The following is a 24,628-nucleotide window of genomic DNA, read 5'->3' as shown; positions in this document are numbered from 1 at the left end:
GAATGCGCTGATCTGCCTCCTGATGATGGGACAGATGCTGGTGAGGGGCGAGTGCTTGGCTTATAATCGCCGACCTCGGAAAGCAGGACAGAGATTCAAAGTGAGTGACCTAAACAGCCAGGATGAAATCTTTATGCAGCGGGCCATTGAACTGGCCAGCCAAGCGGAAGCGGAGGGCGAAGTGCCGGTCGGCGCGGTCGCTGTGCTGAATGGTGAGGTTGTGGGTGAAGGCTGGAACCGATCGATTGGCCAGCATGATGCTACGGCCCATGCCGAGATGATGGCTTTACGTCAGGCGGGAAAAGTCTGTGCCAATTACCGTCTGTTGGACGTGGTGCTTTATGTCACGCTGGAACCCTGCCCGATGTGTGCCGCTGCCATGGTGCACAGCCGGATTGGCCGGGTTGTGTATGGTGCGCCGGACCCGAAAACAGGGGCTGCTGGCAGCGTCATGAATCTGCTCAGTTACGCTGGGGTCAATCATCATGTTGATTGCCAGTCTGGCGTGCTGGAGACCGAATGCCGCTACCAACTGCAGGCATTTTTCAAGCGACGCCGGGCAGAGAAAAAAGCCCTGAAAAAGCAAACCGTAGCCGGTGAGCCCCCTGCGGAATCGTCCGGAAAAAAATCTCAGTCAGAATAAAAAAAGAGTGGCGGTTGCCACTCTTTTGGTTTGGTTTACCGGCTGACACTCTTGCCGGATTTGGTGTTTTCGATCACCTCGTTCAGAGCCGACTGGACCTGATCTGTGGTTTCCGCTTCATCTGCCGTTTCATCGACCGGGGTAATGGTCTGCCAGTCATCGACCAGACGGATGCCATCGCCGAGAATCGGCTGGCTATGGGCCTGTTCATAGCCAATGATGCTCTGGTAGTAGCGGCGAATGTTCTCCACATACAGCAGCGCTTCGTCACCACGGGCATAGCCATAGTGGGTCTGGCGATAATATTTGCGCTGGCGCAGTAATGGCAGACGCTGTTTCACATCACTCCAGGCATCCGGATTCCCGCCCTGCTTTTTGGTCAGGCGGCGGGCGTCCATCATATGGCCAAAGCCGACATTGTATGACGCCAGCGCAAACCAGACTTTTTCATGGGGTTCGATGCTGTCCGGTACCCGTGCCACCATTTTCCTCAGGTATTCCGTCCCGCCGCGAATGCTCTGGTCCGGATCCAGCCGGTTCTGAACCCCGACCGATTTCGCGGTTGGCAGTGTCAGCATCATCATGCCGCGCACGCCGGTCGGAGACACGGCCCGTGGATTCCAGTGCGACTCCTGATAGGAAAGTGCTGCCAGCAAACGCCAGTCGAATTCATTCGCGTACTTCTTGAACATGCCTTCCCAGCGTGGGAGCTTTGTTTCTAAAGCGCGCAGGAATGCCCGGGTGTCCACATAGTCGAACTGATCCACGTGGCCAAAATATTTCTCTTCCAGTTTGGCCAGTTCACCGCTTTGTTTGAGTTCACCGAAAAATTCAATCAGCAGGGCATACAGGCTATCGTCATTACTCTGATGCAGATACCAGCCAATCGGCTGATCTTCTGTCAGTTCCAGGGCAACGGCGATATCCGGATGAATCCGCTGGCTGAGGGCGACATCCACAGAGTCGGCCACGGTGTAATCCACTTCCCCGACGGCAACCTGACGCAGCAGCTCTTCACTGTCGATTTCATCGACAGTCTGCCAGGTCAGGGTGGGGTATTCTTTCTTGATGGCCTGCAGACTTTTCTCATGGCTGGAACCGCGAACGACGGAAAGCGTCCCTTTATTCTGAGCCAGATCTTCCAGATCACGGGGGCGCCACTGCCCTTTTTTGTACACCAGAATCTGGCTGGCATAGTAATAGGCCGGGGCCGCCCGGAACGATTGAGTACGTTCTGGCGTCATGGTCAGTCCGGCTGCCAGCATGTCGACATCGCCCCGGGTGAGCGCAGGAAAGAGCCCGGACAGTGAAAACACGGGCTGCATCTCCAGCTTCACGCCCAGCTTGTCAGCAAAGCGCTGGGCCAGGTCATAATCCAGCCCGGTCGGGCCATCCGGACCAATGTAATAGGAGATTTGATTGTTCAGTGTCCCGACGCGCAATACACCACTGTCGCGGATCCGCTCCAGCTCCGTGCGGGTGTCACTTTCCCACTGGCAACCCGATAACATCAATGTTGTCAGTAGGATAACGACACAGTGCCGCAACGCTGCGGATAAAACTACTCGTCTCAATAATCTATGCTCATCTGTTTCATTAGTCGTTCTTTATACCAAAGGTCGCATTCAGGGCAAAGCAGAGCCCCTGTTGATCTTATCTGCCGGTCACAGACTGGGCGAAAATTTGCTCAATTTTGAGCGGGTAGTCAAATATACCTGCGTTTTGGCTGCCGAAAGAAAAAAAATAACGCAAACGGTTGCGTCAGGTGTTACGTCGTCCTTCGTTTTCCCTTATACTAGCGCCCGTTGTCATTTTCCTTTTCGGCAAATGAGAGAAAAAACAGTGCAGAACAAGGTGACATTGACGTGGCTCCCGAGCTGGGGTTCAGGCCAATATCACCTTCATTCAACTGCTAATCGAGAGTCGTACGCACATGGAAATTTTGCGTGGTTCACCCGCACTGTCTGAGTTTCGTGTCAACAAGCTGCTGGCGCGTTGTCAAGAATCTGGTTTGCCTGTCACGGGCATTTATGCCGAGTTCGCACACTTTGCAGAACTGACTTCGCCACTGAGCAGCGAAGCACGTGACACCCTGACCAGCCTGCTCACCTATGGCCCGACGATTGCCGAACATGAACCTGCCGGCACCCTGCTGCTGGTGACCCCACGTCCAGGCACCATTTCTCCCTGGTCGTCAAAAGCGACGGATATTGCCCATAACTGTGGCCTGAAACAGATCAAGCGTCTGGAGCGCGGTACCGCCTACTATGTGACGTCTTCAACTGATCTGAATGCGTCGCAACTGGCCGAGCTGAAAGGCCTGCTGCACGACCGGATGATGGAAGTCATGTTTGAGGACTTCGCTCAGGCTGAAGCTTTGTTCAGTCATGCTGAGCCAGCACCGGTGCAGAGTGTGGATATCCTTAGCGGCGGCCGCAAGGCACTGGAAGCGGCGAACCTGTCTCTCGGACTGGCGCTCGCTGAAGATGAAATCGATTATCTGGTTGAAAACTTTACCAAACTGGGCCGTAACCCGAACGACATCGAGCTGATGATGTTTGCGCAGGCAAACTCTGAGCACTGCCGGCACAAAATCTTTAACGCAGACTGGACGATCGACGGTGTTGATCAGGAAAAGTCGCTGTTTAAGATGATCAAAAACACTTACGAACAACACGGTGACTACGTGCTGTCGGCGTATAAAGACAATGCGGCAGTGATGGTCGGTTCTGAGGTGGGTCGTTTCTTCCCGGACGCAGAAAACCGTCAGTACAACTACCATCAGGAAGCTGCGCATATTCTGATGAAAGTGGAAACCCACAACCACCCGACGGCGATCTCGCCATGGCCAGGCGCATCTACCGGTTCGGGCGGTGAAATCCGAGATGAGGGCGCAACCGGTATCGGTGGTAAACCGAAAGCGGGTCTGGTTGGATTTACCGTGTCTAACCTGCGCGTCCCTGGCTTTGAGCAGCCATGGGAAAGCGATTTCGGCAAACCGGGCCGTATCGTCACTGCGCTGGATATCATGCTGGAAGGCCCACTGGGCGGCGCTGCATTCAATAACGAATTTGGCCGTCCGAACCTGTTGGGATACTTCCGGACTTACGAAGAAAAAGTCACCTCGCATAATGGCGAAGAGATTCGCGGTTATCACAAGCCGATCATGATCGCGGGTGGTCTGGGTAATATTCGTGAAGACCACGTTCAGAAGAAAGAAATTCCTGTCGGTGCCAAGCTGATCGTGCTGGGTGGCCCGGCGATGAACATCGGTCTGGGCGGTGGTGCGGCATCATCGATGGCATCCGGCCAGTCTGCTGAAGATCTGGATTTTGCATCTGTACAGCGTGAGAACCCGGAGATGGAACGTCGCTGTCAGGAAGTGATCGACCGCTGCTGGCAGCTGGGCGATGACAACCCGATTGCCTTCATTCACGATGTGGGCGCTGGTGGCATATCGAATGCATTGCCAGAGCTGGTGAACGACGGTGAGCGCGGCGGGAAGTTCCAGCTGCGTGATGTCCCGAATGACGAGCCGGGCATGAGCCCGCTGGAAATCTGGTGTAACGAGTCGCAGGAGCGTTACGTGCTGGCGGTTGCACCGGAGCAGATGGCCGTGTTTGATGCCATTTGTCAGCGTGAACGTGCCCCTTATGCCGTCGTGGGTGAAGCAACAGAAGCGCGCCACCTGACGCTGGATGACAGTCATTTCGACAACACGCCGATTGATATGCCGATGGATATCCTGCTGGGTAAGCCGCCAAAAATGCATCGTGACGTGACGTCTCAGAAAGTGCAGGGCACGGCACTGAACCGTGACGGCATTGATCTGACTGAAGCGACTCATCGCGTACTGCGTCTGCCGGCTGTTGCTGAAAAAACCTTCCTGATCACCATTGGTGACCGTACGGTGACCGGCCTGGTCGCGCGCGATCAGATGGTTGGCCCGTGGCAGGTGCCTGTCGCAAACTGTGCAGTGACCGCGGCCAGCTATGACACCTATCATGGTGAAGCCATGTCGATGGGTGAGCGCACGCCGGTTGCACTGCTGGATTTCGCAGCATCGTCCCGTCTGGCAGTGGGAGAAGCCATTACCAATATTGCCAGTGCAGACATTGGCGATCTCAAGCGAATCAAACTCTCTGCTAACTGGATGTCTCCGGCGGGTCATCCGGGCGAAGATGCGGGCCTGTATGAAGCGGTCAAAGCGGTCGGTGAAGAACTCTGTCCGGCACTGGGTCTGACGATTCCGGTCGGCAAAGACTCCATGTCCATGAAGACCAAATGGGAAGAGAACGGTGAAGCAAAAGAAGTCACGTCACCGCTTTCTCTGGTCATCACAGCCTTTGGCCGGGTGGAAGATGTCCGTAAAACAGTCACGCCGCAACTGCGGACCGACAAAGGGGATTCCAGCCTGCTGCTGATTGACCTGGGCTGTGGTCAGAACCGTCTGGGTGCGACCGCGCTGGCGCAGGTTTATAAACAACTGGGTGATCTCCCGGCGGATGTCGACAGCCCTGAACTGCTGAAAGGTTTCTTCAACGCGGTTCAGCGTTTGGTTCGTGAAGAGAAGCTGCTGGCTTACCACGACCGTGGTGACGGTGGTTTGTATGTCACGCTGGCTGAAATGGCGTTTGCCGGCCATACCGGTGTGGAAGTCGACCTGAACACAACGGAGACAGATGCCTGCGACGATGTTCTGGCAGCATTGTTCAGCGAAGAGCTGGGTGCTGTGCTGCAGGTGCGCACGGACGATCTGGCTGCCGTTGAGCAGACGCTGGCGGAATTTGGTCTGGCTGATTGCAGCCATGTGATTGGTACTGTGGTCGACGAAGATGTGGTTCGTATCTGGAACGGCAATGATCTGGTGCTGGCGCAGAGCCGAACTGAACTGCGGACTATCTGGGCGGAAACGACCTACCAGATGCAGGCACTGCGGGACAACCCGGCAGGCGCGCTGCAGGAGTTTGAAGCCAAGAAGGACAGCAATGATCCGGGCCTGAACACCCAACTGAGTTTTGATATCAACGAAGATATCGCAGCACCGTTTATTGCAACGGGTGCGCGTCCGAAGATGGCGATTCTGCGTGAGCAAGGGGTGAACTCTCATGTAGAAATGGCCGCGGCGTTTGACCGTGCCGGCTTTGATACCCGTGACGTTCACATGAGCGATATTCTGTCGGGTCGCACTGCACTGGAAGGTTTCAATGGTCTGGTTGCCTGTGGTGGTTTCTCTTACGGTGACGTGTTAGGTGCCGGTGAGGGCTGGGCGAAGTCTGTGCTGTTTAACGGCATGGCCCGTGACCAGTTCGAGCGTTTCTTCCATCGTGAAGATACATTCGCACTGGGTGTGTGTAATGGCTGTCAGATGATGTCGAATCTGCGTGATTTGATTCCGGGTGCAGATTTGTGGCCGCGCTTTGTCCGCAATGAATCCGAGCGTTTTGAAGCGCGCTTCAGCCTGGTTGAAGTGCAGCAGAGTGATTCGCTGTTCTTCAATGGCATGGCAGGCTCGCGGATGCCAATCGCTGTTTCTCACGGTGAAGGCCGTGTTGAAGTGCGCAACGGAGAACACCTGTCTGCCATTGAGCAGTCCGGTACGGTGGCACTGCGTTATCTGGATAATTACGGCAATGTCACTCAGAATTATCCGGCCAACCCGAACGGTTCACCAAACGGAATCACCGGCCTGACGACTCGTGATGGCCGGGTGACCATTATGATGCCGCACCCGGAGCGTGTTTTCCGGACCGTGGCGAACTCTTGGCATCCGGATGACTGGAATGAAAACAGTCCGTGGATGCGGATGTTCCGCAACGCAAGGAAGAATCTGGGCTAAGCGTCAGCTCTGACAGATTTCCCTTCATCCAAGGCCGCTGCTTCAGACTGCGGCCTTGTTGTCTGTGCCGCAGAAAATCGGTACGGATCCTCGGGTTGAACAGGATGAGCCGTTGAGTTTTCAGTCATAAATCGGTGATAATGAGGCTCTTTTCCGAGTCGGTCTCCGGTCTACAGACCTGAACCTGCCGACCCACGTCTGCTGCGAAGCAAAGGATATTGTGATATGAAAAAAATCGAAGCCATTATTAAGCCATTCAAACTGGATGATGTGCGTGAGGCCCTGGCAGAGGTGGGAATCACAGGGATGACAGTGTCAGAAGTCAAAGGGTTTGGACGTCAGAAAGGACATACCGAGCTGTATCGCGGTGCAGAGTACATGGTCGACTTTCTACCGAAGGTGAAGCTGGAAATTGTCGTCAGTGATGATGTGGCAGAGCAATGCATTGATACCATTATCGAAACGGCACAAACCGGTAAAATTGGTGACGGTAAGATCTTCATGTTCGACATTGAACGTGTGGTTCGGATTCGTACCGGGGAAGAAGACGAAGACGCGATCTGATCGGTGCCATCCAATCGCTTCAACGGCTGCCAGGCCACCTATACAGCCCCGTGATTGAGCGGGGCTGTTGTTTATGGAGCGATCTCTTATTGTTAAATTGATTATTTAATATTCAATTCTGCCCGCCGCATAGTTGCCATAAATGCTTATTTTTTCAGTGATTCCAAATCTGGGATCGGCTGATCCTTCATTTATTGTCTTCAAGGAGAGTCACTATGAATCACGTGTCATTGTCGACCTATGGCGGGCTGATTTTCTCCATGCTGGCAGCAACGGTTGTGGCGTTCGTTTTGTCGCCACTGCTCATCAGTACACATCAACACATCATCACTCTTTATCCTTCCGTGAACCTGCCGGGCTTGCCCGATCTTCTGGCCTGGTGGCCTTGGTATGCGGTTGCTGCCGTGGTGGCACAGGGGCTGAGTTTGTGGCTGCTGAACCGAGCTGTATTTCTGGGGAAATGTCTGACCTTGTTTGCCACTCTGGCCTTGTTTCCATTTGGCCTGTTTTTCCACATCTGCTATTGGCGCGATGCGCAGCGCATTCGGTTTGGCATGTTGCAGGAAGTCCCGTCTGAGCTGAAACCAGAACATCCACAGTTCGGCTTTTGCGATGAGGATCCACTGGCTTTCGGGCTGGCGGGTGTTGGGTGTTTGCTGCTGTTTGTTGGCGTGCCGTTTGGCATTCTGGCGCTGTTGGCCGGGATGATTATTTTTGCCCGGAATCTGGCCGGAAAGAAGAAAACTGCACTGCTGGTGACTTCTGATGCGCTTTACATCACGCCGAATCCCTGGCTGGGCTGTTACCGGATTCCATTAACACAGATTGCTCAGGTGTCTGTGGTGAAAAACCAGCTGAAGCTGGATATTCGCAAGGAAAGCGGGGAGCAACTGACATTACCAATCAATATCAATGTGCTGGATCGTGACTTACGCCGACAGGCGAGGCATATCTTGCTGGACAGGCTGGCCCACGCAGGCTTGCTGCATGAGCCAGTGGCCGTGTCTTAACCGTCACGGAAAGCGTACGAATCAGCTGTCCCCGACGGCAGGATCAGATAGGGTTCTGCCGTCGTTATACCGCCCCGGTTTATGGTTCATTGCCAGTACCAGGTTGAGCATCACCGCACCCAGTAAAGAGAGCATCAGAATGGTTGGCGTCATCAGGAAGAATGAGCCTACCAGAATGCTGATATCAATCCCCATCTGAAGTTTCCCTGCTGAAATCCCGAACTTTTCCTGAAGAAACAGCACCAGCACGTTAAATCCGCCCAGACTGGTATTGTGTCTGAACAGGATCAGCATCCCTAAGCCCATCAGTAATCCGCCAATTACGGCGCAGTACACCGGATCAAAGTGACTGATTTCCACCACACGATGCAGATTGTCCGTAATGATCGAGACCAGTCCGCCGCAGCAAATGCTGGTCAGGGCGAAACTCCGGTTCATGCGGAACCAGGCCATGATGTAAAAAGGAATATTCATGACGAAGTACAGCTGCCCGAAACTGAAATCAACAAAATGAGTGAGCAGCAATGCCAGGCCTGTGGTGCCGCCTGTCAGTAACTGTGCCTGTTGTAAGAAAAAAACGCCTTGTGCGACGATGAAAGTGCCCGTAAGAATGGCGATTAGGTTTTCCTTGCGAGAATGACCGCTGTGTTTCAATCGATACCTCCAAAAGATGCCCTGCACGGACCGGATATTGCCGGGAAGGGGTAAATGCGCGCGATATGATATAGAGCAGCCAGCAAAAAAGAATCCCGCGGCTGAACAAAAGAAAAGACAGCATGTAGTGAATAGTTTACGGTGATGTAAATTATTATTTTCGAGTCAGGGTTGCGTTCACAGATTTACTGTAACTGATTTGATGCAAGTTTGCGCTAACTTGAAATAGATTCATCTTCCCAATGAGAAAAACGAACAAAAAAGGGGATAAAAAAGCGGTTCAGGGGCTATCTGCGAAGGCGCAATTTCGTTAAAATACAGACCAATCAAGCGATGCAACGAAAACGTTTGCGTTCCCGTGGTGACTGGGGTTGTCTTTTCAGCATAAATCGGGAAAAATGCAAAATATTCCACGTTCACCTAAGCGTCTGACGCTGTCAGATACTTAGGTGAACGATTTTGAGAACTATCTGAGTCAGGAGAGACTGATGCTAAAGCGTGATATGAATATTGCCGATTATGATGCAGAATTGTTTGCTGCTATTCAGGAAGAAACGGCCCGTCAGGAAGAGCATATTGAACTGATTGCTTCTGAAAACTACACCAGCCCACGGGTGATGGAAGCTCAGGGTTCCCAACTGACGAACAAGTACGCTGAAGGTTATCCGGGCAAGCGTTACTACGGCGGTTGCGAGTATGTCGACAAAGCAGAACAACTGGCGATCGACCGTGCTTGTTCGCTGTTTGGTGCTGAATACGCGAACGTACAGCCACACTCGGGTTCTCAGGCGAACAGTGCGGTTTACATGGCGCTGCTGAACGCTGGCGATACCGTGCTGGGGATGAGCCTGGCACACGGCGGCCACCTGACTCACGGTTCTCCGGTGAACTTCTCCGGTAAGCTGTATAACATCATTCCTTACGGTATTGATGAAGCCGGCCAGATTGACTACGCAGAAGTGGAAGCGCTGGCGCTGGAGCACAAGCCGAAAATGATCATCGGTGGTTTCTCTGCCTACTCTCAGATCGTTGACTGGAAGCGCATGCGTGACATCGCAGACAAAGTCGGCGCTTACTTCTTTGTGGACATGGCGCACGTTGCCGGTCTGGTTGCTGCGGGCGTGTATCCGAACCCGGTTCCACACGCACATGTGGTCACCACCACCACGCACAAAACGCTGGCTGGCCCACGTGGTGGCCTGATTCTGTCGAATGCGGGTGAAGACCTGTACAAAAAGCTGAACTCAGCTGTTTTCCCAGGCGGTCAGGGTGGCCCGCTGATGCACGTGATTGCCGCAAAAGCTGTGGCGTTCAAAGAAGCCATGGAGCCAGAATTCAAAGCTTACCAGCAGCGCGTGGTAGACAACGCGAAAGCTATGGTTGGTCAGTTCCTGGAGCGTGGTTATAAGATCGTGTCCGGCGGGACTGAAAACCACCTGTTCCTGGTTGACCTGATCGACAAGAACATCACAGGTAAAGATGCGGATGCAGCACTGGGTGCCGCAAACATCACTGTGAACAAAAACAGTGTGCCGAACGATCCGCGCAGCCCGTTTGTGACCTCTGGTATTCGTATCGGTACGCCAGCGATCACCCGTCGTGGTTTCACCACTGAAGATGCAAAAGCATTGGCAGACTGGATCTGCGACGTGCTGGACAACATCGACAATCCTCAGGTGATTGAAGCGACCAAAGCGAAAGTTCTGGAAATCTGTCAGCGTCTGCCGGTTTACGCATAAGTTGGCACGACACAGATTTCTCAGCGCATATCGCGCTGATGGCGAGACGGCATCCATTGGATGCCGTTTTTTTGTCGATAAAAAATTTGGTTCCGGATCTCTCAAGGCGGTTGATTTGGGTTACACTGATTCGACGAAATTGAGGAGGCAAGATGCATTGTCCGTTTTGTGGTGCGAACGACACCAAAGTCATCGATTCCCGTCTGGTCGCGGATGGTCATCAGGTTCGCCGTCGTCGCCAGTGTCTGGCGTGCAGCGAGCGCTATACGACCTTTGAAACCGCCGAGCTGGTGATGCCACATGTCATCAAAACCAACGGCAGCCGTGAACCCTTTCATGAAGATAAACTCCGTGGCGGGATCGAGCGTGCGTTAGAGAAACGCCCGGTCAGTGCGGATGATATTGAGCGGGCGATTAATACGATTAAATCCCGCCTGCGTGCGACCGGTGAGCGTGAAGTGAAAACCGACATGATCGGCAATCTGGTCATGGATGCGTTAATTGAACTCGATAAAGTGGCCTATATCCGCTTTGCGTCGGTTTACCGCTCGTTTGAAGATCTTCGAGAATTTGGCGAAGCCATCGCTAAACTGGAAAAATAAATCAAAATGTTTACGCCAACCGATCACGCCATGATGCGCCGGGCACTCAGTCTGGCCAAGCGTGGCCGTTTTACCACTGCCCCAAACCCGAACGTGGGCTGTGTGATTGCCAAACATGACACCATTCTCGGGGAAGGCTTCCATTACCGTGCCGGCCAGCCGCATGCTGAAGTGTTTGCACTGCGTGCTGCGGGCGATCAAGCCGCGGGCGCAACCGCTTATGTCACGCTGGAACCCTGTTCCCATTATGGCCGGACCCCACCTTGTGCCGAGGCACTGATTCAGGCCGGTGTTGCTCGTGTGGTGTGCGCTATGGTCGATCCGAATCCTAAGGTTGCCGGACGGGGCGTTGAGATGCTGAAAAGCGCTGGGATTCAGGTAGAAACCGGTTTGCTGGAAGCTGATGCACTGGCCCTGAATCCCGGATTTATCTGTCGGATGAAAATCGGCCGTCCTTATGTTCAGCTGAAGCTCGCAGCCAGTCTGGACGGGAAGACGGCGCTGGCCAATGGTGTCAGCCAATGGATTACAGGGCCGCAAGCCCGTGCGGATGTACAGCGGTTTCGGGCGCAGGCGGGTGCGATTTTGTCGACCAGCGCCACTGTGCTGGCTGATGATCCGTCGCTGAATGTCCGCTGGGAAGAGCTGGGGGAGTCGGTGCAGGCTGAGTATCCGCTTTCTGAGCTGCGCCAGCCAGTCCGGGTCATCATCGACAGTCAGAATCGTTTATCCCCGTCTCAGCGTCTGTTCTCGCTGCCCGGCAGGATTATCCTTGCCAGAGCAAAGGCCGACGCACAGCGCTGGCCGTCGCATGTTGAGCAACTGGAGATCCCGCTGGATGAGCAGGGTCAGCTAGACTTATCGGCATTGATGCACGCCTTAGCGCAGCAAGATATCAACCACCTTTGGGTGGAAGCCGGTGCCTCTCTGGCTGGTGGTTTGATCAATGCTGGTCTGGTGGATGAACTGCTGCTGTATCAGGCACCCAAGCTGATGGGCAGCGGCAGCCGGAGTTTAATTGATTTGCAGGCGATGACGGCCATGTCGCAAGTCCCTGAACTGGTGCTCAACGACGTGCGGCAGGTCGGGCAAGACATTCGGATTCGTGCGACGATTGCCCCGGCTGCAACCAAGGAATCATAGAAAAATGTTTACAGGAATTATTGAAGCTGTTGGCCGCATTCAGGCGCTGACGGCGAAAGGGAAAGATGTATCCGTGACCGTGGAAAGCGGCAAACTGGATCTGTCTGACGTCAAACTGGGTGACAGTATTGCGACCAATGGCGTGTGTCTGACTGTGGTTGCCCTGACCGGAAAAGGCTATGTGGCTGATGTCTCGGTGGAAACTCTGAACCGGACAGCGTTTCGCGATTATCAACCCGGCCAGAAAGTGAACCTGGAAAAGGCGATGCTGCCGACCACGCGATTCGGTGGTCATATTGTTTCGGGTCATGTGGATGAGACCGGAGAAATTATCTCCCGCACCCTGACCGGCCGCGCCATTGAGTTCTGGATTAAAGCACCGGATCACCTGGCGAAATACATTGCCGAGAAGGGCTCGGTGACCGTGGATGGGATCAGCCTGACGGTCAATGCCATTCGAGGTGCCGAATTTAAGCTTACCATTGTGCCGCACACGGCGTCGGAAACGACCATGGATGATTTCCAGCCGGGTCGGAAAGTCAATCTGGAAGTGGATGTGATTTCCCGGTATCTGGAGCGTTTGATGCTCGGAGAAAAAGCAGCGCAACCGGAAGCCACAGACATCAGCATGTCATTGCTGGCCCGCAGCGGCTTTCTGGGCTGAGTAAACACATCAGTTAACATCGAATGAAAAAGAGGGATGGAAGATGGCGTTGAGTAGCGCGCAGGAAATTATCGAAGAGATTCGTCAGGGCAATATGGTGATCCTGATGGATGACGAAGATCGGGAAAATGAAGGCGATTTAATCATGGCTTCGGAGAAGATTACGCCGGACGCGATTAACTTCATGGCGACCCACGGTCGCGGCCTGATTTGTCTGACGCTGACAAGTGCGCGTTGCCAGCAACTGAAGCTGCCCCTGATGGTGCAGGACAATACTGAACAGTTCAGTACCAATTTCACGATTTCAATTGAAGCCGCCAGCGGTGTTACAACCGGGATTTCTGCAGCCGATCGTGCCCGAACCGTACAGGCAGCCGTCGCAAAAGATGCATCGCCGGCGGATATCGTGATGCCGGGTCATATCTTTCCGCTGATGGCGCAGGAAGGTGGCGTGCTGGCGCGTGCCGGTCATACCGAAGCTGGCTGTGATGTGGCGCGTTTGGCCGGGCTGGAAGCATCCAGTGTGATTGTTGAAATCCTGAACCCGGATGGCACCATGGCCCGTCGTCCGGATCTGGAAGTCTTTGCGGCTCAACATGGCCTGAAACTGGGCACCATCGCGGACTTGATTGAGTACCGCAACAATAACGAAACGACCATCGAGCGCGTAGCCGAAAGTCCGATTCAGACGGAGTTTGGTGAGTTTGATCTGATTACTTACCGCGACACCATTGATAATCAGGTGCACTATGCACTGCGCAAAGGCGATGTCACACCAGCCAATCCAACGCTGGTGCGCGTGCATCTGCAAGATACCTTTAAAGATATTCTGCACTCCGGCGCGTCTCAGTGGACCTTGCCTTCTGCGATGGCGCGCATTGCCGAGGAAGGCGGCGTCATGGTGATTCTGAACCGTCACGAAACGCCGGAAGGGATGCTGACCCGGGTGAAAAATATGGCGGCGCAGTCTGCAGGTCAACCGGGGGTGAAGCTGAATCCGAAGAATCCGTCCCGTCAGGTGGGTGTGGGTTCACAAATCCTGTCTGATCTGGGCGTTAGCAAAATGCGTTTGCTTTCTTCCAGTAATCAGCGTTACCACTCCCTGTCCGGTTTTGGGCTGGAAGTGGTGGAATATATTTGTCAGTAGGGATCCGCCGGACGGATTCCAAACTTAACCTTTTGTTTTTAATCATCTCTGGACCGGAATCGAGATCGCATTTTATCGGGGGTTCTGGCTTGACAGTCAAGTCAATTGGTATCACTCATAAATTGTGATAGACTCCCGCGGTTTCTCAATCCGGAAAGAAAAGACATAGTCACAGGAAGGCCCATGAAGGTAATTGAAGGCGCCATTGCGGCACCCAACGCAAAAATTGCTATTGTTATCAGTCGCTTTAATAGTTTCATCAACGAGAGCCTGCTGGAAGGTGCGCTGGACGCACTGAAACGTCAGGGACAGGTGAGCGACGACAATATTACTGTTGTTCGTTGTCCTGGTGCTTATGAGCTGCCGCTGGTTGCTCAGCAAGTCGCAAAAAGCGACCGTTATGACGCCATTGTGGCGCTGGGCTCTGTGATCCGTGGCGGTACGCCACACTTCGATTATGTTGCCGGTGAATGTAATAAAGGTCTGGCACAGGTTGCTCTGGAGTACAACACTCCGGTTGCATTCGGTGTTCTGACTGTTGATACCATTGAACAAGCCATCGAGCGTGCCGGTACCAAGGCTGGTAATAAAGGGGCAGAGGCTGCACTCAGCGCGCTTGAGATGGTAAATGTCCTGTCCCAAATTGAATCCTAATGGGGGTTAGTGTGAAACCAGCCGCACGTCGTAACGCACGACACTTTGCCGTCCAGGCCATCTATTCCTGGCAAATCACCAAAGAAAATGCTGCCGATATCGAGCTGCACTTTCTGTCTGGCGAACCGTTTGAAGAAGAAGCCCATCAGGCAGAGGCGCCGGTTCTGGCTGCCCCGCATACTGATGTGGAATACTTCCGTGATCTGTTCACCGGTGTGGTGCTGAATCATCAGGAACTGGACAGCAAGATGCGTCCATATCTGTCCCGTCCGCTGCAGGATCTGGATCAGATGGAGCTGGCGCTGCTGCGTCTGGCCGTGTACGAAATCATGAAACGTGAAGACGTACCTTTCAAAGTTGTGATTAACGAAGCCATCGAACTGGCAAAAGTGTTCGGTGCCGAAGACAGTCACAAGTTTGTGAACGGTGTGCTGGATAAGCTTGCACCTGTTCTGCGTAAAAAAGGATAATCGTTGATTCATCTGTCAACGAATGGAGGCCAGCGTTGCTGGCCTTTTTTCTGAGTTGAGCGACCTGATACCAATCGCAGTCAATCACGGGTCTTCCTAGCTTGTTCAAATGCTCGATAACGACGTTAGATTTTTTGATTGTAGCGTGACGACTTATCTAAAAAATCTGCCTTGTTCTCAAACATTTTTCCTGCGCTATGTCTGATCACTGACTGACTTTGATTGGTATGAAGCCAATCTGAACCGGCACCGGTTTCGCAAGACGACATCTGCGTGCAAGGGAAAACACTGATTCTGACCTTTTATGGCTAGTAATGAATTCGATCTGATTGCCCGATATTTTGCCCGCCAGCCTGTGCATCGACGTGATGTCGCGCTGGCGATTGGTGATGATTGTGCGCTGCTTGAGGTGCCTGTTGGCAGTCAATTAGCGGTGAGTACAGACTCCCTGGTCTGCGGCAATCACTTCCTGCCAACCATGGATCCGGCGCTGGTGGCTAAAAAAGCGCTGGCGGCCAATCTGAGCGATCTGGCGGCGATGGGGGCAACACCGGCCTGGGTGTCTCTTGCGCTGACGATGCCATCCGCTGACGAGGACTGGCTGGCCCGGTTCTGCGACGGCTTCTTTGAAATGGCCGAATACTATCAGGTCCAGCTGATTGGTGGCGATACCACCAAAGGCCCGCTCAGTCTGACTTTAACCGTTCAGGGTTTGGTGCCTCAGGGGCAGGCATTGACGCGCCACGGCGCCAGCGTGGGCGATCTGATCTATGTCACCGGAAATCTGGGGGACAGCGCAGCCGGTCTGGCGGTGCTGCTTGAGCAAGCACCGGACATTCCCGCGGCGCTGGCCACACACATGCTGAACCGCCATTATCAGCCGCAACCGCGCGTGCTGGCGGGTCAGGCATTGCGGGGTATTGCTTCTGCGGCGCTGGATGTTTCCGACGGACTGATTGCTGATCTCGGCCATATTCTGGAGCGTTCTGGAGTTGGCGCTGTGATTGAGCCGGATCTGTTGCCGGTTTCACCTGAACTGCTGGCGTTTTGTCAGGACAATCTGAATCAGGCGCTGAAGTTGGCTCTGACCAGTGGTGAAGAATACGAATTGTGCTTTACTGTGCCAGCTCATCATCGCGGGGCACTGGATGTTGCATTGTCTCATAGCGGGGTCAAAGCGACCTGTATCGGCCAGATCCGGACCGGAGACAGCATCGTGCTTGAAAGAAACGGGCAGCCCCTCGACTGGCAGCTGCATGGATACGATCATTTTTCGGGGTAAGTTGTGCGAGATCCCAAATTGTATATCAAATTAACCAACCCTTGGCATTTGCTGGCGACCGGGTTTGGCAGTGGCTTGTCACCTGTCGTGCCGGGTACGGTCGGCACACTGGCGTCGGTGCCTTTTTATTACCTGCTGATCCAGTTGCCTTATCCGGCGTATCTGGGGATTACTGTGCTGGCGGCGGTCCTCGGTGTGCTGATTTGTCGCAATACCGCGCAGGACATGGGAGTCCATGATCACGGCAGTATTGTCTGGGATGAGTTTGTCGGCTTTTGGATCACCATGGCCATTGCGCCGCCCATGGGTATCCACTGGGTGATCAGCGGCTTCGTGTTGTTCCGTTTTTTCGATATGGTCAAGCCCTGGCCGATCAGCTGGCTGGATAAAAATGTTCATGGCGGGCTGGGGATCATGGTTGACGATATTCTGGCCGGGTTTATGGCCATGATCTCCCTTTGGGGGCTGGGTCATTGGATGGGCTGGTAAGTCAGCTGCTGTGATTGCAGAAAAAGCCGCTCGGGAGCTGAACGGCTTTTTTGTCCGGTATTGAATCATGCTCAGGTGATGAAACCACGCTAAGCTAAACTGAATCCCGCCGGTTCAGGGGCTGACGTGTTGCATGAAACTTCGACCTGTTTTTGTTCTGTTCTTTTCCTTTTTAAGCTGGGCCGCCGCGGCGCAAATCTATCCTTCGACCGGTGCCGCCTGGATCGATCCCGGCCAGTGGGAAGAGCCCATGGCGACCACACGTTTTGATTCGGCGGATGCGGTCCAACGCTGGGAAAGCCGCCATGCCGATCTCGTGATGGGGAGCTGGGCGTCGCCGGAACTCAATTCAAAAAGATTGGTTCTGTTACCGCTGCGCCCTCAGTATCTGAGTTGTCAGCCGGATGCGCAACAAGCCTTGCTTGCGCAGCAGACTCTGCGGGCCGGACTGGATCCGGAAGCGCTGTATCTGCATTATGCGGAAGATACCCGTCTGTCTCTGTCTGCCAACAATCTTGCCCTGAACCAACGCATCGAGGCCCGCCCGAAGCTCTTTGTTCAGGCACAGAATGGCACTTTGTCGCCAGCCGTTCTGCCCGTTTCCATTCCAGCCGATCAGCGTCTGGTTGTTTTCACGGATCACCCGTTTACCCGCTTTGAACTGGCTGCAGAGGTGCTGCCCAGTGAGGTTTCCTGGCATGATGAAACCCAAGTGTTACAGCCACTGGAAGTGATCTGGCAGCCTGATCGTCCGACGGCGGTGAGCGGGAGCTTTACCTTTCCCGAAGGGTGGCAGGCCCGTGTCTGGCCCGGTCTGGGAGAGTCACAGTGGGCGCTGACTTTGCAGTGGCCGCAGGCCGTGACTGTTGCCGCTCTCCATCCGCAGCCATGGCTGATCCGGGGATCTGAAACGCTGACGATTCCGGGGTGGGATCCCCGGAACGACAGGGACAATAACGGCATACTGAGTGATGAGGAATTCGAACAACGCGCCAATGCGGCCGCGAGTGCACGGTTTCCGTATCAGGCGCGGGTGATCACAATTGACGACGCTGCCCCCGCTGACTGTGTCTACCAGACCAATCTGACGGATCCGGCGGTCCGAAATCTGATTCAGGGATGGTATCGATACCATTGGCAGCGTGAAGCCGCTGCGGGAGGGGATTTATCGCCCGTTCGTCCCTGGCTGGGCAGATCGCTGCAACGGATTCTGAGCGGCGGTAAGCTCCTTGAATTGCCTCAGATTGCCGGGACTGCCGAAGCGGAACAGGCCTATTTTGATGGGATGATGGACATGCTGACACAAATGAAGCGTCAGTTGTCTCCGCCGCTGCTGGGAACGGATGTCTCAGGGCTGTCGCTCTGGCAGGCCGGTTCGCCGGGTGCCCGTCTGCGCGAGGTCGTGGATGTCTGGATCCGGCCACGCTATTTGTCGCCGGCCATGGGCCTGGCCAGGTTGCAACGCAGCTGGCGGCACTTTGCACTCAGTGCGCAGGGAGTACAGAGCGTGTTGATGGTGGCAATGGAGGATGGGCACAGCCGATTGCATCCGGGAGATGCTGGCGCTTGGTACCGGGATGTCGAAACCGGATTGGCGCTTTATTACCTGTTCAATCTGCCGCAGCAAACCTATTACCACAACTGGGGGTACAGCCGCCGGTATGACAGCGCCAACACGACGATGCGGGACTGGTATCGTCCCGGCTTGCCGAAAAACTGGGTCTATCAGCCGACAGGGATGCTGAAGGTGGATCTGGGTCAGCCTGTGGCTGCGCCGAAAGGATACAAAGCGGTCTGGTGGCAGGGCGATGATGTGATTGGAAAGAGCGGGGATCGCACATTTGGGGACGAGCCGGTTCTGCCCGCGCACTGGTTCTGGCTCTACCGTAGTGGCTGGTTTGGAAAAATGCCAGCAGAAGGCGTGATTGCACGCCGTTATGAACATGGGTTGGTTGTATATCGCGCGGTGCAGCAGGCCGGAGAAAGTCGTTTTCTGGAAGCCAGACCGATCCGGATCTCATTGCCCGGCACGTTTGAGCGGATCTTTTATGATGGCAGCGTGAGCGAGCCGCTGAACTATCTGGAACTGGGAGGCTATGAAGGGGCAGTGTTGCACGACGTCGGGGAATAAAAAGTGTGGCAAGGTGCTTCTGAAGCAACGGAGCATTTTAAGACGGCTGGGGAGCCAGTCAGATTCAGTTTCACATGAAAGAGAATCTGACTGGTTGGACGGGTGGACTGAACCTGCTTAACTGAGCAGCAGGCTGTCGTCTGTCAGTTCTTCTCCCCGGACTTTACTGAACATGTCGAGCAGGTGCTTGACGTCCATGTCGGCCCGTTCCTGACCCGCCACATCCAGTACAATATTGCCCTGATGCAGCATCACGGTACGATCCCCGTAAGCCAGTGCATCCTTCATTGAGTGCGTCACCATCATCACGGTCAGGTCAAATTCTTCAACCACTCGGTTGGTCAGTTCCAGCACGAATGCAGCCATGCGAGGATCCAGTGCCGCGGTATGCTCATCCAGCAACAGCAGTTTGCTCTCTGCCAGCGTCGCCATCACCAGACTGACCGCCTGACGCTGCCCGCCGGACAATAAGCCGATGCTGTCGCTCAGACGATCTTCCAGGCCCAGGCCCAGAATACTGATGCGTTCCTGAAACAGTTTCCGGCGCTGGGAAGACAAGGCCAGCTTCCAGGTCCGGCGGCTGCCCCGTTGCATCGCCAGCGCCATGTTCTCTTCAATGGTGAGCGACGCACAGGTGCCCGCCAGCGGATCCTGAAACACGCGTGCGGCATACTGAGCACGTTCATGAACAGACTTACGGGTGACGTCGACCCCAGCGATAACCACTTTGCCGTCAGACATTGGGGTTTCGCCGCTGATCGCACCAAGTAATGTTGATTTTCCTGCACCATTGGAGCCGATGACAGTGACAAACTGGCGTTCCGGCACGGTCAGGTTGACCCCACGCAGGGCCTGATTCTCAAGGATTGTGCCTTCATTGAAGGTAACGCGGATGTTATTCAGTTCAATCATGGTGTTCCTACCTTCTCCGTTGGCTTACGCGAGCTTCTTTGCGGTCAGGGCCTGTTTCTTTTTGCGCTGAAAATTACGTTTGAGTTTCGGCGCAATCAGGGCCAGCGCGACCAGTACCGCAGTGATCAGGTTCAGGTCAGAAGCCTGCAGACCAAACATGCCGGTGCTGAGTGCAAATGCGACCGCCAGACGGTACAGGACAGAACCCAGAATCACCGCCACGACAGCCACCCAGATTTTCCGGCCTGGGATCAGGGTCTGACCCAGAATGACCGCAGCCAGACCCACCACAATCGTCCCCACCCCGGAGGTGACATCGGCAAAGTTGTTGGTTTGGGCAAACAGGGCACCGGAAAAGCCAACGAAAGCGTTCGACAGAGCCAGTCCAAAATAGGTATACAACGCCGTGCTGCCACCCTGCGCACTCACCATGCGGCTGTTAACCCCTGTGGCACGCAGGCCAAGACCAAAATCACTTGCCAGCAGACGAACCACAAACCAACCACTGAAAATGACCAGTGCCAGCACCACGGCCAGGCGCACCAGCCCGGCATCGATACCGGTTTCAAAGGCGAAATTTTCGAATGGCGTCAGAATGGTTTCATCCCCCAGCAGTGCCAGGTTCGGACGGCCCATAATCCGAATGTTGATAGAGAAAGCCGCAATCATGGTCAGAATACTGGCCAGCAAATGCAGGATCCCGCAGCGCACGGCCAGAAATGCAGTCACCAGACCACACAGGCCACCGGCCAGAATCGCCATCATGGTCGCAATCCATGGATTCACACCCGCGATGATGGCTGTCGCAGCCACAGCCGCTCCCATCGGGAAACTGCCGTCGACCGACAGATCAGGAAAGTCCAGCACACGGAAGGTCAGATAAACGCCCAGAGCGACCAGACCATAAACCAGACCGATTTCAAGCGTACCGATCAAAGCAAAGAAAGACATCTACAACTCCTTATTCCTTGCCGACACCGGCTGAACGCCGGTGTCTGAGAGAGACGGGTGGGATTATTTGGCAACCGAAGTTGCACGGCTGAGCAGATCCTGAGAGAAGGTGATCTTCAGTTTGGTTGCGGCTTTCTCATTCAGCGCCAGATCTGAGCCCATCGCCACTTTTACTGGCAGCTCAGAAACTTTCTTTCCTTTCAGCAGGGCATCGACATAATCGGCAGTCTGGACACCGACCTGATAGTAGTCGAAGCCCAGGGCAGCCAGGGCACCGCTTTCAATATAAGTGGTGGATGCACCGATGACCGGAATCCCAGCCTGATTGCCTGCATTGACCAGGCCTTCGACTGCACTGGCAACTGTATTGTCTGTCGGAGCGTAAAGTGCGTCTGATTTGCCAGCGACGATTTGTGCTGCAGACTGTACATCTGCGCTCTTCAGCGCTGTGCCTTCAACAACTTCCATGCCATTTTCCTTGGCCGACTGACGCAGCAATTCAACCAGCGCAACTGCGTTCGCTTCGCCTGGGTTATAAACCACACCAATCCGTTTGGCATCGGGCAGAATTTCTTTGATTAATTTGACGTGCTGGCCGACCGGTGAAAGGTCAGATAATCCGGTGACATTGCGTTCAGGCTGTTCGGTATTGCGGACCAGCTTTGCGCCAACAGGATCAGTCACAGCGGTAAAAACGACAGGAATAGAGCGGGTCGCTGCGGCTAAAGCTTGTGCGGTAGGTGTGGCAATGCCCACCAGAACATCGGGCTGATCACCGACAAACTGCTTGGCGATCTGAACGGCGATGGCTGGGTTCCCTTGCGCGGTCTGATAGGTAAATTCCAGATTTTTACCTTCTTCGTATCCTTTTTGTTTCAGACCATCCAATAAGCCCTGACGGGTCGCATCCAGTGCCGGGTGTTCTACGATCTGAGACACAGCAACTTTTGCCACGTCAGCAAAGGCTGGTGAAGCGCTCAGGGCCAGGGCAGCGGCGATGCAGGCCGCAGAAAGCAGTTTGGTTCCCTTCATACATACAATCCTTGTTCTGGTGATGACCGGAATGGGAGCAGGACAATGTCTTTGATGACCCCCATCATTGGCATAATGTTTTAGCTCAATGAGAAAAGAAAGAACATCCAAAAATTAACAACAATGTAACAACTGTTAGGTCTATCAACCTGTCGTTCATATCAATACTAGACTTTTATTTTATGAAACTGCTGTATTTTTGGTTAGAAGTTAGACGATTTCTGTATGTGGTAGCGGTATGTTTTAAATTCGGATTTTTGTGACTGTCGCAATGCATGGCGGGGAAATGGCAAAAATGAACGAAGCTTTGACTGTTTTATGAGCAGTATCAGAATGGAGGACACATCAAGGACGGGTCTGTGCAGGCAGCCCCATCAGACTGCCTGCGAGGAAGTTTTATTGAGTCTCGCCGAGGCATTGAAGCTGGCTGTTGCGCTGACCCATCTGGGCAAATGCCGCTTTCATATTGGCTTCCTGGACATAACGGGGCGGCAGTGGCTGGACTTCAACCTGATAATCCGGGGCACCGGCTGGCAGCGGACTGTCTTTGGTGACCGGGGTGACCATGACCACATTCAGCGCCGGATTTCGGGCCAGAATCCGGGATGCTGTGCCTAGTCCTTCTGCGGTATGGAAGCGGCCGGCGACATGCAGAATCTGGTGGCCGGGATGGGTTTGAAGGTAATTGACCATGCTCTCGGCCATGGTGTCGTCCCAGCTGGTTTGAGCTGCGAATTGTCTTTCTGTTTGGGCTTCATCACCATGGTGCATTGACTGAGTGAATTTCTCTTTATACGGGTCATTTTCCAGCGTAAGTGACTGAGCCACCCATTGCCGTTCGGTTGCTGGCAGCCGGTTTAAGTAGTCCGCGCCGTAACGTCCTACACAGCGGACAATGGATTTCGGGGCATTGGCTGCGATCACATCTAACTGATTCAGCCGGGCAAATTCCACCAGCGGGCGATAGTCAGATTCATAGTTCGGCCAGGCATTGCCTTGCTTGATCAGCACCTGTTCCCCAATGTCGCCCTGAAGATATTCATCCAATAGCGCCTGATTGTCCCGGGTGAACTGCTCCATGGATAAAGCCAGGTTGGGTTGGTTGGCGTAGAGTGCAGCCAGCAGTCGGGTTTGCATCAGGTGCGTTCCGGGATGGCTGTGCCATTCACCGACCAGGACAATATCCGCTTGCGACAGGGCATCAGCAAGCTGTTGTTCCGTCAGAGGATTCCCTTGCGGGGAGCGGATGCTGTAGTCATATAAGGTGGACGGAAGTGGTTTACCGGCCGAGGGCGTCTGAGCGGCGCAACCACTCAGCAGGGCTGCCAGCAGAAAGGCGTAGCCAGTCTTCATGAATTTTTCCTTATCGCCGAAGCTTCAGTGCTGTAAGTCCCTGAGAAATAACATTGGGTATCAACAGCCATCCAAGATTTCAGTATGGCTTTGTAAGAAGGGATCGGACAATGTTATCGCGTCAGTTTCTGATTTGTCGGCGATATGATAGTGAAGACTGGCAAAAGACTCAATAGTAATGAGAATTAATTTCAATTACATGGACGGCGAGATCAGGCCGACGGCACCCGGTACACCCGCAGGGTAAAATCAGCCTCGCAGTGAAAATCCTGTTGCTGTTTCAGATGCGTCCAGACCGATTCCGGGGTTTTCCAGGCAAATGGCGTCATTTGCATCAGGGCTGTGGCTTCATCCCCATTGAGGGACATTTCATAATGCAGCTGAGTTTCGTGCGCCAGTGTCAGTCCCGGTAACGCTTCCGGCTGAATATCATGCAAGCGAACGTCCTGATAAATCAATGCCTTCAATTGATACAGATGACGGGCGGCCGGTGTGACGGTCAGTAAAATCGCGCCGGGCTTCAGGGTGCGGGCAATCTCTTCTGCCTTACAGGGCGCATAAATCCGCACCATGGCATCCAGGCTGTGCTCGGCAAAAGGCAGCCGGTGGCTGGATGCGACACAGAAACGGCAGTCTTGATAGCGCTTGGCCGCATACTTCACGGCAACTTTCGAGATATCCAACCCATGGATAACCAGCGACGGATGGGGTGCCTGCAATGCAGTAAACGCGGAGGTGTAATAGCCTTCACCACAACCAATATCCAGGAGTTGCTCGCTGTCCGGTGCCATGAACTGCTGGAGTAACGTCAGGACATTTTCCCGCATGGGCGCATAATGTCCGCCTTCGAGAAATTGCCTTCTGGCTTGCATCATCTCTTTGTTATCGCCGGGGTTCTTCGAGCTTTTATGGTGTGCAGGCATCAGGTTGACGTAGCCTTCTTTAGCTTGATCAAACTGATGGTTTGCTTCACAACGCCAGTGATTGCCTGCCTGATGCAGGGAATGATGACATAGCGGACATTGGTAGGACATAGAAAGCACCGAATCTTCAAACGGCGCATTGTAACGTGTTTAGGGGCAACAGAGAACATGCAGCCTGTTCGACATCAGGATGATCATTGAAAGACAGTGAAAGCTGAAAAGGGTGATCATTTTCACAAATAAATATCCTGCTTTTTCAATGACCCATAGACGTATTCTGATTAAGGATATATTCAGGTATGGCAGTTACTCTGGATGCGCATAAAGTGAATCTCTCCTCTATGCTTTGTTGGGTGATGAAATCATGAAGAATCTGGCATATCAGGATTTGGCTGCCTTTCCCCTGTCGCCCGGTTCATTGTTGTT

21 protein-coding genes are annotated in these 24,628 nt (G+C 53.9%); 14 read left to right on the top strand and 7 right to left on the bottom strand.

The window, feature by feature from the left end; genetic code table 11:
* The first annotated feature begins 100 nt into the window (after positions 1-100).
* Positions 101-643, top strand: a complete 543-nt coding sequence (tadA, locus tag Q4579_RS00200) for a tRNA adenosine(34) deaminase TadA (RefSeq protein ID WP_303560728.1) — start codon at positions 101-103, stop codon at positions 641-643.
* Positions 644-678: 35 nt separating this feature from the next.
* Here the strand turns inward: tadA and mltF are convergent, their stop codons facing one another.
* On the bottom strand, positions 679-2,154 hold the full coding sequence (mltF, locus tag Q4579_RS00195; RefSeq protein ID WP_303561142.1) for a membrane-bound lytic murein transglycosylase MltF: 1,476 nt from the start codon (positions 2,152-2,154) through the stop codon (positions 679-681).
* Positions 2,155-2,576: 422 nt separating this feature from the next.
* Between mltF and purL the strand changes: the two genes are divergently transcribed.
* From purL to Q4579_RS00180, 3 genes are all read left to right on the top strand, one after another.
* The gene (purL, locus tag Q4579_RS00190; protein WP_303560727.1) at positions 2,577-6,482 is read left to right on the top strand and encodes a phosphoribosylformylglycinamidine synthase; all 3,906 of its coding nucleotides are present in this window, start codon (positions 2,577-2,579) and stop codon (positions 6,480-6,482) included.
* Between the two features lie 225 nt (positions 6,483-6,707).
* Positions 6,708-7,046: a nitrogen regulatory protein P-II gene (gene glnB / locus Q4579_RS00185; protein WP_303560725.1), complete on the top strand. Its 339-nt coding sequence runs from the start codon at positions 6,708-6,710 to the stop codon at positions 7,044-7,046.
* Positions 7,047-7,261: 215 nt separating this feature from the next.
* Positions 7,262-8,056 carry a hypothetical protein gene (locus Q4579_RS00180; RefSeq protein WP_303560724.1) on the top strand — a complete coding sequence of 265 codons (795 nt, stop codon included), beginning with the start codon at positions 7,262-7,264 and terminating at the stop codon, positions 8,054-8,056.
* A gap of 21 nt (positions 8,057-8,077) precedes the next feature.
* Here Q4579_RS00180 and Q4579_RS00175 read toward each other — a convergent pair whose 3' ends face one another.
* The gene (locus tag Q4579_RS00175; RefSeq protein ID WP_303560722.1) at positions 8,078-8,710 is read right to left on the bottom strand and encodes a YitT family protein; all 633 of its coding nucleotides are present in this window, start codon (positions 8,708-8,710) and stop codon (positions 8,078-8,080) included.
* A 488-nt stretch (positions 8,711-9,198) separates the two neighbouring features.
* On the opposite strand from Q4579_RS00175, the gene glyA reads away from it, so the two are divergent.
* From glyA to Q4579_RS00125, 10 genes are all read left to right on the top strand, one after another.
* Positions 9,199-10,449 (top strand): serine hydroxymethyltransferase, encoded by a 1,251-nt coding sequence (glyA, locus tag Q4579_RS00170; protein WP_303560720.1) that lies wholly within the window; start codon positions 9,199-9,201, stop codon positions 10,447-10,449.
* Between the two features lie 152 nt (positions 10,450-10,601).
* Complete coding sequence (nrdR, locus tag Q4579_RS00165; RefSeq protein WP_211647355.1) at positions 10,602-11,051, top strand: transcriptional regulator NrdR; 450 nt, start codon at positions 10,602-10,604, stop codon at positions 11,049-11,051.
* Between the two features lie 6 nt (positions 11,052-11,057).
* Positions 11,058-12,194: a bifunctional diaminohydroxyphosphoribosylaminopyrimidine deaminase/5-amino-6-(5-phosphoribosylamino)uracil reductase RibD gene (gene ribD / locus Q4579_RS00160; protein WP_303560717.1), complete on the top strand. Its 1,137-nt coding sequence runs from the start codon at positions 11,058-11,060 to the stop codon at positions 12,192-12,194.
* A 4-nt stretch (positions 12,195-12,198) separates the two neighbouring features.
* The gene (locus tag Q4579_RS00155) at positions 12,199-12,858 is read left to right on the top strand and encodes a riboflavin synthase (protein WP_303560716.1); all 660 of its coding nucleotides are present in this window, start codon (positions 12,199-12,201) and stop codon (positions 12,856-12,858) included.
* Between the two features lie 43 nt (positions 12,859-12,901).
* Positions 12,902-14,005: a bifunctional 3,4-dihydroxy-2-butanone-4-phosphate synthase/GTP cyclohydrolase II gene (gene ribBA, locus Q4579_RS00150; RefSeq protein WP_303560715.1), complete on the top strand. Its 1,104-nt coding sequence runs from the start codon at positions 12,902-12,904 to the stop codon at positions 14,003-14,005.
* A gap of 183 nt (positions 14,006-14,188) precedes the next feature.
* Positions 14,189-14,659 (top strand): 6,7-dimethyl-8-ribityllumazine synthase, encoded by a 471-nt coding sequence (gene ribE, locus Q4579_RS00145; RefSeq protein ID WP_211647359.1) that lies wholly within the window; start codon positions 14,189-14,191, stop codon positions 14,657-14,659.
* A complete protein-coding gene (nusB, locus tag Q4579_RS00140) occupies positions 14,659-15,129 on the top strand; it encodes a transcription antitermination factor NusB (RefSeq protein WP_303560712.1) in 471 nt (156 codons plus the stop codon). Before ribE ends, nusB begins: the two co-directional genes overlap by 1 nt.
* A 304-nt stretch (positions 15,130-15,433) precedes the next feature.
* A complete protein-coding gene (thiL, locus tag Q4579_RS00135; protein ID WP_303560711.1) occupies positions 15,434-16,411 on the top strand; it encodes a thiamine-phosphate kinase in 978 nt (325 codons plus the stop codon).
* A 3-nt stretch (positions 16,412-16,414) separates the two neighbouring features.
* Positions 16,415-16,900, top strand: a complete 486-nt coding sequence (pgpA, locus tag Q4579_RS00130) for a phosphatidylglycerophosphatase A (protein WP_303560710.1) — start codon at positions 16,415-16,417, stop codon at positions 16,898-16,900.
* A gap of 133 nt (positions 16,901-17,033) precedes the next feature.
* The gene (locus Q4579_RS00125; protein ID WP_303560709.1) at positions 17,034-19,031 is read left to right on the top strand and encodes a hypothetical protein; all 1,998 of its coding nucleotides are present in this window, start codon (positions 17,034-17,036) and stop codon (positions 19,029-19,031) included.
* Between the two features lie 117 nt (positions 19,032-19,148).
* Here the strand turns inward: Q4579_RS00125 and Q4579_RS00120 are convergent, their stop codons facing one another.
* The 5 genes from Q4579_RS00120 to rlmA all read right to left on the bottom strand — a co-directional run bounded on the left by Q4579_RS00120 (position 19,149) and on the right by rlmA (position 24,313).
* On the bottom strand, positions 19,149-19,943 hold the full coding sequence (locus Q4579_RS00120) for an ABC transporter ATP-binding protein (RefSeq protein WP_303560707.1): 795 nt from the start codon (positions 19,941-19,943) through the stop codon (positions 19,149-19,151).
* A gap of 24 nt (positions 19,944-19,967) precedes the next feature.
* Entirely contained in the window at positions 19,968-20,894 is a 927-nt protein-coding gene (locus Q4579_RS00115; protein ID WP_303560705.1) for an ABC transporter permease, read from the bottom strand.
* A 63-nt stretch (positions 20,895-20,957) separates the two neighbouring features.
* Positions 20,958-21,926, bottom strand: coding sequence for an ABC transporter substrate binding protein (locus Q4579_RS00110; protein ID WP_303560704.1), 969 nt, complete (start codon positions 21,924-21,926; stop codon positions 20,958-20,960).
* A gap of 396 nt (positions 21,927-22,322) precedes the next feature.
* Complete coding sequence (locus Q4579_RS00105; RefSeq protein WP_303560702.1) at positions 22,323-23,279, bottom strand: ChaN family lipoprotein; 957 nt, start codon at positions 23,277-23,279, stop codon at positions 22,323-22,325.
* 212 nt (positions 23,280-23,491) lie between these two features.
* Positions 23,492-24,313 (bottom strand): 23S rRNA (guanine(745)-N(1))-methyltransferase, encoded by an 822-nt coding sequence (gene rlmA, locus Q4579_RS00100; protein WP_303560700.1) that lies wholly within the window; start codon positions 24,311-24,313, stop codon positions 23,492-23,494.
* Positions 24,314-24,628: the final 315 nt, after the last annotated feature.

Origin of the sequence: Photobacterium sp. 1_MG-2023 (genome assembly GCF_030547945.1) — a bacterium.
Lineage (GTDB): Bacteria > Pseudomonadota > Gammaproteobacteria > Enterobacterales > Vibrionaceae > Photobacterium.
The sequence above is the reverse complement of the archived record's forward strand: the minus strand, read 5'-3'. Positions and strand labels throughout refer to the sequence as shown.